This window comes from Lutimonas vermicola, assembly GCF_038433205.1.
GTDB classification, from domain to species: Bacteria; Bacteroidota; Bacteroidia; order Flavobacteriales; family Flavobacteriaceae; genus Lutimonas; species Lutimonas vermicola.
Genome location: NZ_JBCDNA010000002.1, coordinates 412,966 through 428,762, shown reverse-complemented (window position 1 = coordinate 428,762; position 15,797 = coordinate 412,966). Strand labels below are relative to the sequence as shown.

The window sequence follows — 15,797 nt, the reverse complement described above, 5'->3', positions numbered from 1 at the left end:
TTTAGACTTTAAGTTAATTTCCTATAATATACCTTACACTTATACCTCCATTAATTGAAGTTCGGGGATATGTTGTAGATATTGCAAATTTAGAATTATTATAATCAAAGAAAAAGGACGCGAGTAAATTTTTATTCAATGAATAATCTGCAAGAAACTTGAACGAAACTAAATTTTGCCCCCCTGTTATTTGGTTATTGTTAATTTCATCTTCAATACCGTATGGTCTGATGATGGTCAGGTTCTCGCGGATACCCATGTCCAGTTTTAAATTAATATCTCCTTGAAAAGTGGTTGAACCTCCGCCACTGCCTTTTTTGAATTTCATTTTCACGTTCCTGATTCGGTAGCCCATCCCTAGTACAATTTCTTCACCGGATACCTCGGTGACCGTATTGTTATTAAAGTTCAGGTTCAGGGCTTTGTCTTTATTAAAAGCCGCTCTTACTGAAAGGGAGTTTTTTAACTTGAAATCCACTCTGATTAAAGGTGAAAATTCTTCTATCAAATTGATGCCATTAAAGAGTTTATTTGGATTAAAATTGCCCGCAATATCTCTGTTGACATCTTCATAAGGGTTGTTTTCATCATATTTCAGGTTATTGGTAAATGACAAAATTGAATAAACCGACCTGTAACTGTGTTCCAGGGTAAAACTCCTGAAATTCGTCTTCATCCATGGAATCGACATCAACCCTTTGTATGAAATCCTCCAGTTTGGAACTGGTGTTTTCCTAAAAGCATCCAGTTGTACTGAGGAAGCATCCTTGCCCGAATATGCCGCAAGAAAAGCAGGAAGCACAACATTCTGATTCGTGCCGCCAAACCCGTCAATATTTCCACCGGTTTTATCAGCTAACCTCTGTGAAATTACTGTCCGGTTATCTTTAAATTCCTGAAATATATCTTCGGCATTCTTGAATGAAGCTCCCAGCATAATATGGGATATACTAAAATTCCCTACCCCGTTTCTGGGTGTGGGATCGAGAACTCCATTGACCACATCCAGTTGTTGGTTAAAACTTTCAGTGTAGGTTCTGTTGCCAAAAAGTTCAATATCCAGATCTTTGGTTAATTTTACATTAGCCGAATAGTCGAACTTATCAAAATGGGATTTACTGTAGTTTCTGGCATAAAAATTATCTCCGGTGTCTCTCGAAAGCAACCAGCCATTTGTAATGGCTCTGTCTAAAATATCAGCCTGACTTCCGAACACGAATCCAAAGGTTGGAGAGAGTTTGCCTGAAAAACTGCTTTGACCAAGGAACCCAAATTCGGGAATATATCCGGGAAGAAAAGTTCCATTGTTCTCAGTGTAGGAAAGTCTGACATTCTTAACCGAAGTGAGGATATCAACAGCAGCCCTTCCGATTTTTTGTCCTGTGGAAAGTGATTTTTTAGCTTTAAGAGCCTCTCCTGTTTGGGGATCCTGTTTCACATCGACAGTCTTTCTTTTTGTAAACAGTTTTGAAAGCCCAATCTGATCATAGAACCTGTCCATGCTCATTTCGGCTGTGAAATTATGTGTATTGGCATTTTGAATGGTGTTTCCCACATTGTCAATTGTGGTATAAGATGGAGCCTGCCAATCATAATCGGCCGTATAGTTATAGGTTCCATTGATAAAACTCAGTATGGGAAATTTATCAAAGGGAATCTTATAGGTCATGTTAAAGGTCTGGTGATAGTGCTCGGGCCTTCCAATCTTGAAAAATTTGTCGTAGATCTGAAGATCTTCGTCCAGTCCGAATTCGTCATACACGTAATTGTTTAAAGCCCTTAGTGAAAATTGAAGGGATTTGGTCAGGTTATAGGCTACCAAATAGTCCCAGTCAAACATAAAATTTCGTTGTTTCAATACAGGCAGATCCGGCAAACCGGCAACCAAAGATCGCGACAGTTGTTCGTTATAGGTTCTGATGATATTTGAATTGATAGCAAACGATGTAGGTAAAAGATTGATGTTAAAGTCTTTTATAAACTGCAAATAGGCCTTGTCACTTACCAGTCCCCATGATTTAAACGGTTCGATTATTTTTGGCTGGAAACTATAGGTGTAATTCGCCGAAGCCCTGAGCTTTTGATCGATGAATCTTTGAATATTGTAATCTCTGTGATAGGTTTCGTTATACAAATATGAAACAGAAAGGTTTTCGACATCGTAAAAATGAGATTTGCCACTTTGCGAGGTTCTATTTTTTCTGACGTTGATAAAATTAAGGCTTTTCCTAAGGGTATAATCCCTGGCCTGATCGCTGTCTGTAGTTCCGTTTTTAAAAAGTACATCCTGAAATCTGGGATCGTATTTTGGATCTCTGAACTCTTCTCCAAAACTGAAGTTGACCGGGATGCTGACACTTACTCTTTTAGGAAGCAGTTGCCCTATATTGATATTGGAAACCACTCCGTACTGCTTCATTTCATCCTGACTTCTTTCATTGACCATTTGATCAAGGCTGCCAAAACCTATAGTATGGATACTACCAGTTAACGAAACATCGGCAAAATCGGCCAGATTCGCATCAGCATTCACAATAGCTGCCCAACTCGATTTATTGTCAAAATCAGATACGCGTAATTCATTGAACCATAACTCCATACTTTTGGGAGATATAGATGTATTTTTGACTCCGAGCATGACGGTCCTGATATTCGATAAATTCGGATTACCTTTTACCCTGATCCTGTATTCAGGCGTTTCCCCAATCTGTGGTTGAGGATAGAGTTCATTTACCGGAGCCCCGACCTCCAATCGTTCAAGTTTAAGGTTCCCAAAGGATTCTATATCTGCATTGATATTATTCTCTTCGGGCCATATTTCCTCCGGAGTAACGGCATTAAAGCCCGTTATTTTTAATGGTATTTCAACCTGGTAGTAATTATCGTCAGTATCACTGCCCAGCCTGATGATTCCCACCAGTTCATCATCTTTTACTTCAATCTGACCAATTTTTCCTTCAGCATGTATAAACATTTTCAATTGCTTATACATTCTTAAGTCAAAGGTTGTGTTTTTAAAAATAGCTCTTGTATCACCGGGTTGCAGGTCTTCGACCTTAACTGAAACGGATTGTTCGTTTTGCTGTTGAATCGTTGTGGTTCCCTGAAGTCTTTCCCTTCGGATACCAGGGGGTAAGGCATAGGGAATAGGCTGCCTGTCTTCGTTTTCTTCAATATTGACAACACCAACCTCGAATTTTTGATTTTCATCCGGCGAAATTTCCTGAGGCGGATTGACGGCTTCATCCAGAGTTTTTGTATAACGTCTCCAATCTCCCCTAACCAGTTGCAACTCTCCAAACCGCAGAACGATCGGTACCTTAAATTTGGTCAGGAACATTCGCATAAAGCGGATGGAAGTAAAACCAGACATATCGTTGATAATATTATTAGGGTCCTCAGGGGTGGTGATAGGAATTCTGAATTGATACCAGGTTGTTGTCTGAGTTGTATTGTTTGGAAGGTTTACAGTAGTCACTCGGGTATCCACGATATAATTTTGACCTACCACAAGGTCGGTTTTGTTCAGTGAGACTTTATACTGATAGTAACTCTCAATGGCGCTCATCGTTTGATCCTTGTTAATATCCTCAACATCCGGATAGGTAGTTGATGAGGTTGGATAGTTTTCGACAGAATTGTTGATCGTGGGCGAATTGCCTTCTGTCAAACTAAAATCCTTGTACCGTGTGATGATGGAAGCATCTTCTGCGTCAAAATCGGATCCTCTGAAAAAGTGAAAATTATCTGCTGACGGGTCATCTCCAAAAACGGTTCCGTACTTAACCGCTTCATCAGTATCGTTTACCCCGTCAAGCCCAAGATCCTGATTCACCCTGGCCTCATCACTTTCGGGAAAGGCATACAATAAAGACTGGTCGGTTGGGATTGATGACCAGGGAGTAGATTCGATGTTCGTTCCGGGAATCTGAACCCCGTCAGTTGGCAAACCATTCTCATACATTTTGCGGTCATCTTTTAGGATATCTTCTGAAATGCTTCCGAAATTGAAATACAATTCTCCCTGCATGTCCTGCAGACTTGGAGGGGTTGCCGGGCCACCTTCCTCGGGTTTAATAGAGTAATTTTCATAGGGATCCATTAACCAGAATTGAATGTATTCTATATTGGCCTGCTGGAAGTTTGTAGTTGTGAGGGCTCGGGTAACTCCTGCCCATCGGTCTTCAGGGTTGATATATTTACCATCCGGACCGAAGCTGTCATCGTAATTGTTTGTTCCTCTTTCAGCCGGAAAGTAGGCCATGTCAAAAGTCCTGATAATACTTGACTGGGTCACGTCGAGATCAACCTGAGGAAACAACTCACTAAAATTCACTTGTCTGACTTCTGCTCTTGACAGTTCCTCACTATCTATATTTGAAGGCCTGAGGCTGGACCCATAGAATATTTGGTCGATATTGTACCACGATAGTTTTGACCTTTTGGCCCCGACACTTAATTCGGGAGGTAAACCTGCAGCAACATTCCCATTTGTAAAATCAAGATCTCCGGTTTGGCCCAGGGGTGTACTCGCCGTAAACCATTGTTTAGGGGATTTGATATCCAAAGGAATCTGGGCGCCTTCGAAATCATCTATATACGAGGTTGCGGCTCCCTCCAGGTCTATACCTTTTGGGGTACCGGGCAACAGGTAAGCCAGTTCTGACCTCACTGAAATATAGGAAGGGACATCTGTATCAATATTGGGAAGTGCATTGGCCCATTTGGTTAATTTTGGTACTTCTGTACGATAGGTAAGATAAGCTCCGATAATGGTATTGTTAACAGGTTCTGATCCAAACTGTGCTTTTTGAGTAAGGGGTCTTTCATTGAGGTTGATGATATTACCTCCTATAGCCAGTTTTTCATTGAACACATGAAGCACATCTACTCCCATGTACCTTCTTCTCTGCTGGTTAAATCCAATATTGTTTTCAACATTTACCTGAATCGGTGCATCTGAGGCAACCAGGGCAGGATTGATAATTTGTACGTTTCCTATATTGTAATCGACTACATAATCAACACCTTCAATCAATTCCCTGCCTCCGGATGTCACCCTTACCGATCCTCTGGGTACATTAAAGGCTCCTAAAGGAATACCGTTTTTCCCGTCTGATTTGAAATATCCCTTAAAAGAGTATTTGTCTTTTTGCTGAAAATCATTTTGAGCTTCTGCCTGAGTCCTGTCGTATAGTTCTCTAAAAACGAATACATCATCTTCCGGTAATAACTGATCGTCAAGGAATGCTCCAAAAGGCTCTACTGTTGGGAAAATAAAATAGCCATTAGGGGAATCAATGGTGATTCCTTCTACATAATCGAAAAAGCCGTCCCCTTCTGGTTTTATGTTGTTGTTTTGATCGAGACGATCAAGTCTTAACAGGTTGAGAATCGTTCTGTCATTGACTCCGGTTGTTTGTGCATTTTGTAAAATATTCACCGGTTCGCCGGTACTGTCATCATAATACAGCAGCTCTAACCTAAACCCTTCTTTTTGTAATTGAAAGGCGCCGGGGATTTCATACACATTCTTCATCAAAAGATCAAACATGGGTATATTGTCGTTGATGATCTCGCTTCTGAGCATTTTTACAACAAGGTTATCAGGGGCAATCACACCTGCATCTGTAAATTCACCTACCCTGTGAACTTCTGTTCCATCCGAGTATTCATAGGCTACCGCTAAAACATCGCTGTCAACCAATCGCCTGTTTAAGGTGATAAAACCCAATTGGGCATTCATGGTAAAATCAACACCCTGGACCAGTTTAATGGCATTTTCAAGAATGGTATAATCCCTACCCTGAGACATATTGTAAGGCGCAAGTGCCTGCCCCACTGTTGAAATTTTTCTAATCGGGCCGTTAAGAGTCAGCAAGTTTTGGAGGTCATTTGCCTCATTGGAAGGGTTTTTCGCTCCCGGGACGGGGTTTACACTGGCCGGCCCAATATTAGCTGGATTATTTTCTCCCAGATCCGCAAGGGCAATGATATTTCTTGTTCCTGTGGTTGTTGCATTCCTGTTGGTTACCCAAATTTCAATTCTGGTTATGTTCTTGGAGCTGTTGATCAGCGGAAAATTGGACAAAGCGGCATCGTATGAGTCACGAAACTCATGAGCAATAAAAAAGTGCCGGTTGTTGTCGTAATTACTCGCCTTGAAATCAAATTCATTCAAAATTGAACCTCCCTGTGCTGAAACGGATCGGGTTTGAGATCTTTGCTGAGAAAATATACCGGTAACAGTTGTTTTGCCGAATTGAAGTTCCATTTTGGCACCAAACAGGTTCTGAGCCCCGGTTACAAGAGAATTACGTATCGGCATAGAGACGTTTCCCACTTCAATCTTCCTGATGATATCATCCTCGGTAGGTGTATATTCCAGTTTCACCATATTCTGGAAATTAAAAGTTGATTGGGTGTCAAAATTGGCAAGGACCCTCAGGCGGGTTCCGATTCTTGCATTCAAACTGGCATTGATTTCCTGATCAAAATCAAATGTGGTGCTTTGCCTGTTGTTTTCAGAAAGCTGGGGATTCTCAACCCGCTGATAAATCAATCCCATTTTTATCAAAATAGAACCCTGCACATTGACATCGATTTGATTTCCGCCAAAAACGCTTTCAAAGAAATTGGAATTTACATAATAGGTGGGCAATAAATTTTTCTGTACCTCCGAAGCGTCCTTTGTTTTGCCGCTTATGGCATTGATCTTATCTTTTGAATACTCCAGCATGTCTCTTTGCAAGCGATAGTCTTTGTATTCCTCAGGCGTCATCTGAGTGGGGTTTTTGATGTAATAGTCGCCTATTTTTTCCATCAAAATATAATTCCCTGACTGGGGATCATAGATAATTTCAAGTTCTTTGTTGTCGTTTAGAAATAGTCTTCCGGTTTGATTGTTGTTGAACGAATATGGAAGTTGTGGTATGGTGTCGTTCTGAGCAGAAGTTGTTGATTGATTGGAAGTTACCGAATTATCTCCTGAATTTATTTGAGCCGAGACAAAGGCCGTACTAAATAAAAGTACGATTAATATAATAGGGAGATTATATTTAAACCGTTTTATTTGGATCAATCGTTACAAGTTTTTAAGCGCTTGTTTAATCAGTTCCTCCAGACTTATGTCAGGAGAATTTTGTAAAATAACTTGTATAACTTTTTCAACTTTTTTTCGTGAAAATCCTAAGACTTCTAAAGCTGATAACGCTTCAATTTTGATAGTATTGTTTGAAACGGATAAATCTTCTGAAATTTCATAAGATTTTAGGATTTTGTCTTTGAGATCCACGATTACCCTTTGTGCTGTTTTTAATCCAATTCCTTTTACAGATTGTATTTTTGAGACGTCCTCAGAGCCTATGGCGCGTTGAATTTCTTCAGTATCCATAGAAGATAACATGGTAATTGCTATGCTCGGACCAACCCCTGAAACAGAAAGCAGCATTTTAAAAACCTCTCTTTCCGTTTTGCTGTAAAAACCATAAAGAATATGGGCATCTTCCCTGATCACCATATGGGTGAATAATTTTAAATTTTCCTGATCCGGAATATTTGAAAATGTTTGAAGTGAAATATGGATATGGTAGCCTAAACCGTTGCATTCAACAACTACATGGTCAGGATTTTTCTCGACCAATTTTCCTTTGATATGTGCAATCATAAATTTTGAATGGTGATGGATTCAAATGTAATAATTTTATGGGCTTTAAATAAAATTGTTATACTTATTTTAATAACATTCCCAACATGCTTTTAAGTATAAATTACCGAACAGTTAAATGAGACCAAATACCTCGTCAACGCCTTGAATAAAGGCAATTTATTTTATCCTGCTCTGTGCGTCTACCACTGCGATACAAACTATATTCACGATCTCGTCAACACTGGCACCCAGTTGTATCAAATGAACAGGTTTTTGCAGCCCCATGATGATAGGCCCTATTGAATCTGCCGAATGGATTTCTTTTAATAATTTATAACTGATATTAGCCGATTCAAGATTGGGATAGATCAGTCCGTTGACTTTTTTTCCGTTGAGTTTGGAAAAAGGAAATTTTTCTTTTCTCATTTCTCCATTTAAGGCAAAGTCAGCCTGAAGCTCACCATCGATATTGATTTTAGGAAAATATTTATGCAAGTAGCTGACTGCTTCCGACATTTTTTTTGCAGATTCAGATTTTGATGAGCCAAAATTAGAAAAAGAGACCATTGCCAGATTTGGAACCAATCCAAACATTTTCATTGTTTTATGCGTCATTCGGGCAATTTCACTTAGTTCCTTGGCATTTGGATTGATGTTCATAGCCGTATCAGACAAAAACAAGGGTCCTTTTTCGGTGAGCATTAGATTGGTTGCCGCAATCTTTCTAATCCCTTTTATCTTGCCAATAAGCTCAATCATTGGTTTGGCAACTGTCGGATAACTTCGCGTATACCCTGTAACAAGGGCATCTGCCTGATTTTCGTTTACCATCATGGCAGCAAAATAATTGCGTTCCCTCATCCATTTTTGGGCTTCAAGCAGGGTCATACCTTTCCGTTGATTTTTTTTCCAATAGATCTCTGCGAAGGTATTTCTCCGTTTTTCTTCAGCTTTTGATTTTGGGTCTATGATAGTGATATCAGCTTCAAACTGTATTTCTTTCATCAAACTTTCAATAGCTGATTGGTCACCAAGAAGTATTGGGATACCAATACCTTCGTCATAAATGATTTGTGCCGCTTTTAAAACACTTAACTGGTCTGCTTCGGCAAAAATCACTGTTTTGGGTTCAGATTTCGCACGGTTGGTAATCAGCCTCATCAATTTATTACCTGTACCCAATCGTTCAATAAGGTCTTCCCGGTATGCGTCCCAGTCTTTTATGGGTTGCTGTGCCACACCAGATTCCATGGCTGCTTTAGCAACCGCAGGAGGGATTTCACTAATCAATCTCATATCGAAGGGTTTAGGTATGATATAGTCCTTGCCAAATGTGATGTTCTTTTTGTGATACGTGATATTGACCTGTTCGGGTACGCTTTCCTTGGTCAGATCAGCCAGCGCATGAACTGCAGCCATTTTCATCTCTTCATTAATTTTTGTAGCTCGCACATCCAGGGCTCCTCTGAAAATAAAAGGAAATCCAAGCACATTGTTGACCTGATTCGGATGATCAGACCTTCCAGTAGCCATAATGATGTCATCTCTTGTAGCTACAGCCACCTCATATGATATTTCGGGATCAGGATTTGCCAAAGCGAAAACGATAGGATTATCAGCCATAGACAGCAGCATTTCCGGGCTTACGATATTACCAATGGAAAGCCCGATAAAAACATCTGCGTTTTTTATAGCGTCTTCTAGTGAATAGAGGTCTTTGTCAGTAGCAAATTCCCTTTTTTGTTCGTTGAGGTCTGTACGATCGGTTCGCAATACCCCTTTGCTGTCGCACATAACAATATTTTCGGCCAGAATTCCCAATTTTTTATACAAGAGCGTGCATGATATAGCCGCGGCCCCTGCACCATTGATTAAGACATTGACTTCTGAAGCTTTTTTACCTGCAATTTCCAGGGCATTTTTAAGAGCTGCCGCAGAAATTATGGCAGTTCCGTGCTGGTCATCATGCATGACCGGAATATCCAAATCTTCTTTTAGCCTCTTTTCAATTTCAAAAGCTTCGGGAGCTTTGATGTCTTCAAGATTTATACCTCCAAAGGTCGGGGCAATGGCTTTGACGGTCTCAACAAATTTATCCACATCTTTAGCATCAACTTCAATGTCAAACACATCAATATCTGCAAAGATCTTAAATAGTAAAGCCTTTCCTTCCATAACTGGTTTTGAAGCCAGGGGTCCGATGTCTCCAAGGCCCAAAACTGCTGTTCCATTTGAGATTACAGCGACAAGATTGCCCTTTGAAGTGTAATTATACACCTGAAGTTCGTCTTTTTCAATTTCCAGACAAGGTTCAGCCACTCCGGGAGAGTAGGCCAGAGAAAGATCTCTTTGGCTTGAATGCTTTTTCGTGGGAACTACCTGGATCTTTCCGGGCTTTGGAAACTGATGATAGGCTAAGGCGTCTGATTTTTTGATTTTGGATCCCATTATTTGAATTTTTGGACTAAGGACACAAAGTTAATTTTTTTACCAGAAGAAGAGGGGTGAATTCTATTTTTTTAAGAAACTGATGTTACGTTCAAATCCTGCGAATTTCGTTCTCTTTACAGCCGATTTTTTAAAGATATCTTTAAAAATTTCTTCCGTGATTTCTTCCCATTCATTTTTTTTGAAGTTAAGTAATCGATTATCAGGATCAAATTTAGGCTCCTTATGAGGTGTGGAGAATCGATTCCATGGGCAGACATCCTGGCATATATCACAGCCAAAAACCCAGTCTTCAAAATGATCTTTAAAATGGGCAGGGATTTCGTCTTTTAGTTCTATTGTAAAATAGGAAATACATTTACTTCCATCAACTGTATTGTTTGGTAAAATAGCCTTTGTTGGGCATGCATCGACACAACGGGTGCAGGACCCGCAGTGGTCAGTTGCAAACGGGAGATCGTAGTTGAGTTCAACATCAAGGATGATCTCCGCAAGAAAAAAAAAGGATCCCCGTTGCTTGCTGATGAGCAATGAATGTTTGCCACGCCATCCCAATCCACTCTTTTGAGCCCAGGCTCTTTCCATGACAGGTGCGGAGTCGGTGAATACCCTTGCATGAAAACTTCCCAAAACTTCCTGCATGGAGCCGACCAATTCATGCAGCTTTTTTTTGATCACATGATGATAATCTTCACCATAAGCGTATTTGGAAATATGAAAACTATCCTGATTTTGAATGTCAGAAGGAAAATAGTTGTAAAGAAGTGAAATAACACTTTTAGCCCCCGGTACAAGTAAAGCAGGATCAAGACGCTTGTCAAAATGATTTTCCATATAGTGCATCTCTCCTTGAAAACCAGACTGTAACCATTGCTCCAAACGAGGTGCTTCCTCTTCAAGAAAAACTGCTTTTGATACGCCACAAGCGTCAAAACCAAGTCTTTGCGCTTCCCTTTTGATCCAAATTGTATGTGATTCTTTTTTCGTCAATATTTTTTTATGATTCTCGTGACTAAATTACAACTTTGAAACTTGCTTTTCACAGCCCGGCTCAACAGTTTGTCATAACTCGATAAAAAACAAACTTTGATAAAATGGCGGGTCATGTTTGATTTAAAATTGTACTAATTGTTTTAGTATGTACTTTTTATCACTAACAGTTGTTGAGATAAAGCCAGCCTAACACATCGGTTTATATCAACTTAATTTGATGTTGTACATACACTAAATGATTTATGAGAAGGAATAGGCTATTTGATTTTTGAAGGACTGACGCCATAACGTTTTTGAAAGCATTTGGAAAAATATGAAGGATTGTTAAAACCTGATTCCAGGGCTATTTCAGAAATAGTCATCATTCTTTTCGACAAAAGGTTCAAGGATTTTGAAAGCCTTTGATCTCTTATATAGTGATTTGGGGAAAGCCCTGTCAACAATTTGATCTTTCTGTATAATTGGGCCCTTGAAACGCCAAGTTCCCTTCCCAGAAAATCTACGTTGAGTTGTTCTTCTTCCAGGTTTTTTTGAATGATTCCATTAAGGGCAATCAGGAATTCTCCGTCAGGACCATCAATGATTCTGATTCCGTTTTTTTCTGATGAGTCCTCCCTTAGGCCTGATAATTGGCAAAAGAACCGTGAAGTTGTGATCTGGGAATCTTTAGATATGTTAGACAGGATCAGGGCAAAATTCATGGCTTCTTCAAAAAATCCCGACTGAGCTGTGACGGGTTGGCCAACACATAGGCCCATTTTAAATCGATAAGACTTAAACATTCTTGTCCCTATTCTCTTAAGGATTAGTGATCGAAGCTCAAGACTGCATTTAAGTGCAGCTTCCGCAGTGCGAAATATACCCAGAATCTCTTTTTGACCTGTCGGAATCAAATCTCTCCCATGGTATTTTTCAACCAGGGCAATACATTCAAGTTTTAACTGGTCATAAGGAGGGTGTTTTTTCCCTTTTTGGCGCGAAAGGAGCTGTGAGTTTTTAAGTTCCAGGGATAGAATGAACCGATAACCATTATCAATTTCACCGTTAAAATGCCTTACAAGGCCGTGATCAAGCTTTTGATTATCTCCAAGGAACAGGTCATACATCCCGTCTTTTACTTCAACAAGATTACAGGCCGTAATGCCATTTGCCTCTCTATGAGTGGCTTCACATGCTTCTTTGCTGGGCCCTTCAACAAGGCAATAGGCTTTTCCCTCCTGCTCATTAATCCAGTATTGAAGATATTTTACACTGTACTTTTCCTGAACGGATAGATCATTTAAATGAGCCTTTTTGGAATCTTTGATATTGATTTCAGGCAGGTCGTGAAAGTCCATGTAAATTGGCATGCTGATCCGGTTTGGTGAACTAAATATACAAAAAACTTAATTTTTCGAGATTAAAAAAACCACAAAGAAATGTTTATCAGTATACTTTAAGATGTATTGGTATTAAAATTATGTGATATCAAAATATGAGCTCAATCTAAAACAGTTCTTCTTGTGAAGGCCCTTTGATCCTGCCAAGATGCTTGAATGCCAATTCAGTGACTTCCCGGCCTCGAGGTGTTCTCATTATAAAACCTTCCTGAATTAAAAACGGTTCATATACCTCTTCGATTGTTTCAGCATTTTCTCCTACTGCAGTTGCTAAAGTACTTATACCTACCGGACCTCCCTTAAATTTATCAATAATGGTTGTCAGGATCTTATTGTCCATTTCATCCAGCCCATGCTGGTCAACATTCAATGCCTTCAAAGCATATTTGGCTATGGCGATATCAATATTGCCATCTCCCTTGATTTGGGCAAAATCTCGTACGCGTCGGAGCAAAGCATTCGCTATTCTTGGCGTACCTCTGCTTCTCCCCGCAATTTCTATGGCAGCCTCCATAGAATTTTGTACACTGAGGATACCTGAACTTCTTTGAACAATATGGGTAAGCAATTCTGTACTGTAATAGTTTAGCCGGCTACTGATGCCAAATCGTGCCCTCATAGGAGCGGTCAAAAGCCCTGAACGGGTGGTGGCGCCGATAAGTGTAAAAGGTTCCAGATTGATTTGAACACTTCTCGCATTTGGACCCGATTCGATCATAATATCAATTTTATAATCTTCCATGGCAGAATAGAGATATTCCTCAATAACAGGACTAAGTCGATGAATTTCATCAATAAACAACACATCTCTTTCACCCAGGTTTGTTAGCAGGCCGGCAAGATCGCCTGGTTTATCAAGTACAGGCCCTGATGTAACCTTTATATTGGTTTTTAATTCGTTTGCAATAATATGCGCCAAGGTCGTCTTACCAAGTCCTGGTGGGCCATGAAAAAGTGTATGATCCAAAGCTTCCTCCCTTTGATTGGCTGCTTCCACAAATATTTTTAAATTCTCCAATACCTGGTCCTGACCCGCAAAATCATCAAAGGATAAGGGGCGAAGTTTTTTTTCCAGGTCGAATTCCTCCGGAGGCAAATTCTTATTGGATGCATCTAAATATTCGTTCATATTGAGATTTGTAAATTAAAATGATCAGTTTATTGTATTTCTATATCGGTGGCAAGAACTATGGCCGCAGGATATTCCTTCTTTATTTGCACCATTGCATGATCTGCTTCCAGACGGGTGCGGAAATTCCCTACCTGAAGTTTCCACTGTGGGGTACTGAATATAATAGAAGTGGTGATATCAGGGAACAAAGCATTAAACTCATCCTTTACTTCATAACACCTTTTTTCGCTTCCGTAATAGATTTGTACTTTATATCCGGGTGTCGTTTCCAGCGTCTTATTATATGCTTTTTTCTGAGCTACCATTTGATCTATGTGTGCACTTGTTTCAATGCGAACTGTTCCTTGCTTACTTTGAGCTTCGGTATGAAACTGCCAAAAAGCAAAAAAGGCAAGTGAAATCAACAATTTGTATTTGGATAAATACCGCATAAATTTAATTTTTTGCAAATCTAAAAGAATATTTTTAGAAAGGTCTTTTTTTAGTTATTTAGAATGATTATAAATTAATATGATCAGATTATTAATACTTTGTCTATACGTAAGAAAATGTATTTTTGCACAATGTTTTTATATTTCATGATAAAAATCATAAATATATTAATTTTGGAATATTTTGCGCTCTAAAAAGTGATATTTAATATAACGTATACAATGCAAATGAAAATTGTAATGCCCAGCAGTACATTTAAGAAAATCTTAGCCAGCCTTTCTTTCCTTTTTTTACTCACATTAAGTCTTACTGCACAACAAGGTGATCCCGCAAACGGGAAGAAATTATTCAATGCCAATTGTGCAGCATGTCATAAAATGGATAAAAAACTCATCGGGCCTGCCCTTGGAGGAGTTACCGAGAGAAGGACAAATGAATGGTTACAGGCATGGATCAAAGACAACAATGCTTTTAGAGCAACAGGAGATCAGGATGCTATTGATATTTTCAACGAATATAACGGTATGCCAATGACGCCTTATCCGCAATTGTCTGAACAAGACATCAACGATATATTGGCTTACACAGATGGGGAGCCCGAAGAGGCTAAGACAGCTGTGGCAGCAACCCAGGAGGTTGACCCAAAGGTGGCTACAGGAAAAAAATTATACCAGACAAATTGTGCATCATGTCATAAGCTTGATAAAAAACTTATTGGTCCTGCTCTTGGTGGAGTGGCAGACAGAAGAAGTATGGAATGGTTGAAAGCCTGGATCAAAGACAATAATGCCTTAAGGGCTAGTGGTGATCAGGATGCCATCGATATTTTTAATGAGTATAATGGAATGCCAATGACAGCATTTCCGCAGTTGTCAGACGAAGATATTGAAGCGATCATTGCCTATACAACCGCTGGGGACGTGCAGCAGGTTGCAGTGGCGACGGGTGAAGAAGTGCTCGCAACACCAAAATCTTCAACTGCATGGATGAGCTATATTGTTGTGCTTGTGCTTCTGGGGTTGATTGTTTGGATTTTTGTAGCCAGTAATAATGGATTCCTTAAAATCGCGGCAACAATCTTTGTGTTGATTCTCACAGGGTATATTCTCTTTGATTCGCTTATGGATATCGGTATCGATCAGGATTACCAGCCCATACAGCCCATCGCTTTTTCTCATAAAATCCACGCAGGTGACAACAAGGTAGATTGTCAGTACTGTCACTCTTCTGCGAAGCACAGTAAAATGTCGGGAATCCCTTCGGTCAACGTATGTATGAACTGTCATAAGAGTATATCTGAGTATACGGGACCAACAACTTCTGAAAAAGATAAAGCCTTTTATGATGCAGAAATCCAAAAGATTTATGATGCAATAGGTTGGGATCCTGAAACATTGCAATACAAAGAAAACTATGAGCAAAAACCCATCAAATGGGTAAGGATTCACAGCCTTCCTGATTTTGCTTACTTCAATCATGCGCAGCATGTCACTGCAGGAGGCGTGGCCTGTCAAAAATGTCACGGACCTGTCGAAGAAATGGAAGAGATGTATCAGTTCTCTCCTTTGACTATGGGTTGGTGTCTTGATTGTCACAAACAAACAGCAGTTGACCTTAAAGGAAATGATTATTACGCCAAAATCCATGAAGAACTTGCAGATAAGTATGGTGTGGAGAGTGTTACAATCGCTCAGTTAGGTGGTAAAGAATGTGGCAAGTGCCACTACTAGAGTAAAGAAATTATAATGGCTGAGCCCTGTTCAGT

8 protein-coding genes are annotated in these 15,797 nt (G+C 39.7%); 1 reads left to right on the top strand and 7 read right to left on the bottom strand.

Translation table 11 applies throughout. The features are described 5' to 3' along the window. Positions 1 to 13 precede the first annotated feature (13 nt). The 7 genes from sov to AABB81_RS09250 form a co-directional block, all read right to left on the bottom strand. Entirely contained in the window at positions 14 to 7,081 is a 7,068-nt protein-coding gene (gene sov / locus AABB81_RS09280; RefSeq protein ID WP_342160115.1) for a T9SS outer membrane translocon Sov/SprA, read from the bottom strand. A gap of 3 nt (positions 7,082 to 7,084) precedes the next feature. Continuing rightward, complete coding sequence (gene ruvA / locus AABB81_RS09275) at positions 7,085 to 7,666, bottom strand: Holliday junction branch migration protein RuvA (RefSeq protein WP_342160114.1); 582 nt, start codon at positions 7,664 to 7,666, stop codon at positions 7,085 to 7,087. Positions 7,667 to 7,825: 159 nt separating this feature from the next. Beyond that, the gene (locus AABB81_RS09270; protein WP_342160113.1) at positions 7,826 to 10,096 is read right to left on the bottom strand and encodes an NADP-dependent malic enzyme; all 2,271 of its coding nucleotides are present in this window, start codon (positions 10,094 to 10,096) and stop codon (positions 7,826 to 7,828) included. 63 nt (positions 10,097 to 10,159) lie between these two features. Continuing rightward, the gene (gene queG, locus AABB81_RS09265; RefSeq protein WP_342160112.1) at positions 10,160 to 11,086 is read right to left on the bottom strand and encodes a tRNA epoxyqueuosine(34) reductase QueG; all 927 of its coding nucleotides are present in this window, start codon (positions 11,084 to 11,086) and stop codon (positions 10,160 to 10,162) included. A gap of 260 nt (positions 11,087 to 11,346) precedes the next feature. Further along, a complete protein-coding gene (locus AABB81_RS09260; protein WP_342160111.1) occupies positions 11,347 to 12,438 on the bottom strand; it encodes a nickel-binding protein in 1,092 nt (363 codons plus the stop codon). A gap of 136 nt (positions 12,439 to 12,574) precedes the next feature. After that, positions 12,575 to 13,597, bottom strand: coding sequence for a Holliday junction branch migration DNA helicase RuvB (ruvB, locus tag AABB81_RS09255; RefSeq protein ID WP_342160110.1), 1,023 nt, complete (start codon positions 13,595 to 13,597; stop codon positions 12,575 to 12,577). Positions 13,598 to 13,626: 29 nt separating this feature from the next. Beyond that, positions 13,627 to 14,031, bottom strand: coding sequence for an SPOR domain-containing protein (locus tag AABB81_RS09250; RefSeq protein ID WP_342160108.1), 405 nt, complete (start codon positions 14,029 to 14,031; stop codon positions 13,627 to 13,629). Positions 14,032 to 14,259: 228 nt separating this feature from the next. Here AABB81_RS09250 and AABB81_RS09245 point away from each other — a divergent pair, with 228 nt between their 5' ends. Next, positions 14,260 to 15,762 (top strand): c-type cytochrome, encoded by a 1,503-nt coding sequence (locus tag AABB81_RS09245; RefSeq protein WP_342160107.1) that lies wholly within the window; start codon positions 14,260 to 14,262, stop codon positions 15,760 to 15,762. Positions 15,763 to 15,797 lie beyond the last annotated feature (35 nt).

Excerpts from the sequence above, each read along its gene's own strand:
- ruvA (WP_342160114.1), bottom strand. The coding sequence starts at position 7,666 with ATGATTGCACATATCAAAGGAAAATTGGTCGAGAAAAATCCTGACCAT.
- AABB81_RS09270 (WP_342160113.1), bottom strand. The coding sequence starts at position 10,096 with ATGGGATCCAAAATCAAAAAATCAGACGCCTTAGCCTATCATCAGTTT.
- AABB81_RS09260 (WP_342160111.1), bottom strand. The coding sequence starts at position 12,438 with ATGCCAATTTACATGGACTTTCACGACCTGCCTGAAATCAATATCAAA.
- ruvB (WP_342160110.1), bottom strand. The coding sequence starts at position 13,597 with ATGAACGAATATTTAGATGCATCCAATAAGAATTTGCCTCCGGAGGAA.
- AABB81_RS09250 (WP_342160108.1), bottom strand. The coding sequence starts at position 14,031 with ATGCGGTATTTATCCAAATACAAATTGTTGATTTCACTTGCCTTTTTT.
- AABB81_RS09245 (WP_342160107.1), top strand. The coding sequence starts at position 14,260 with ATGAAAATTGTAATGCCCAGCAGTACATTTAAGAAAATCTTAGCCAGC.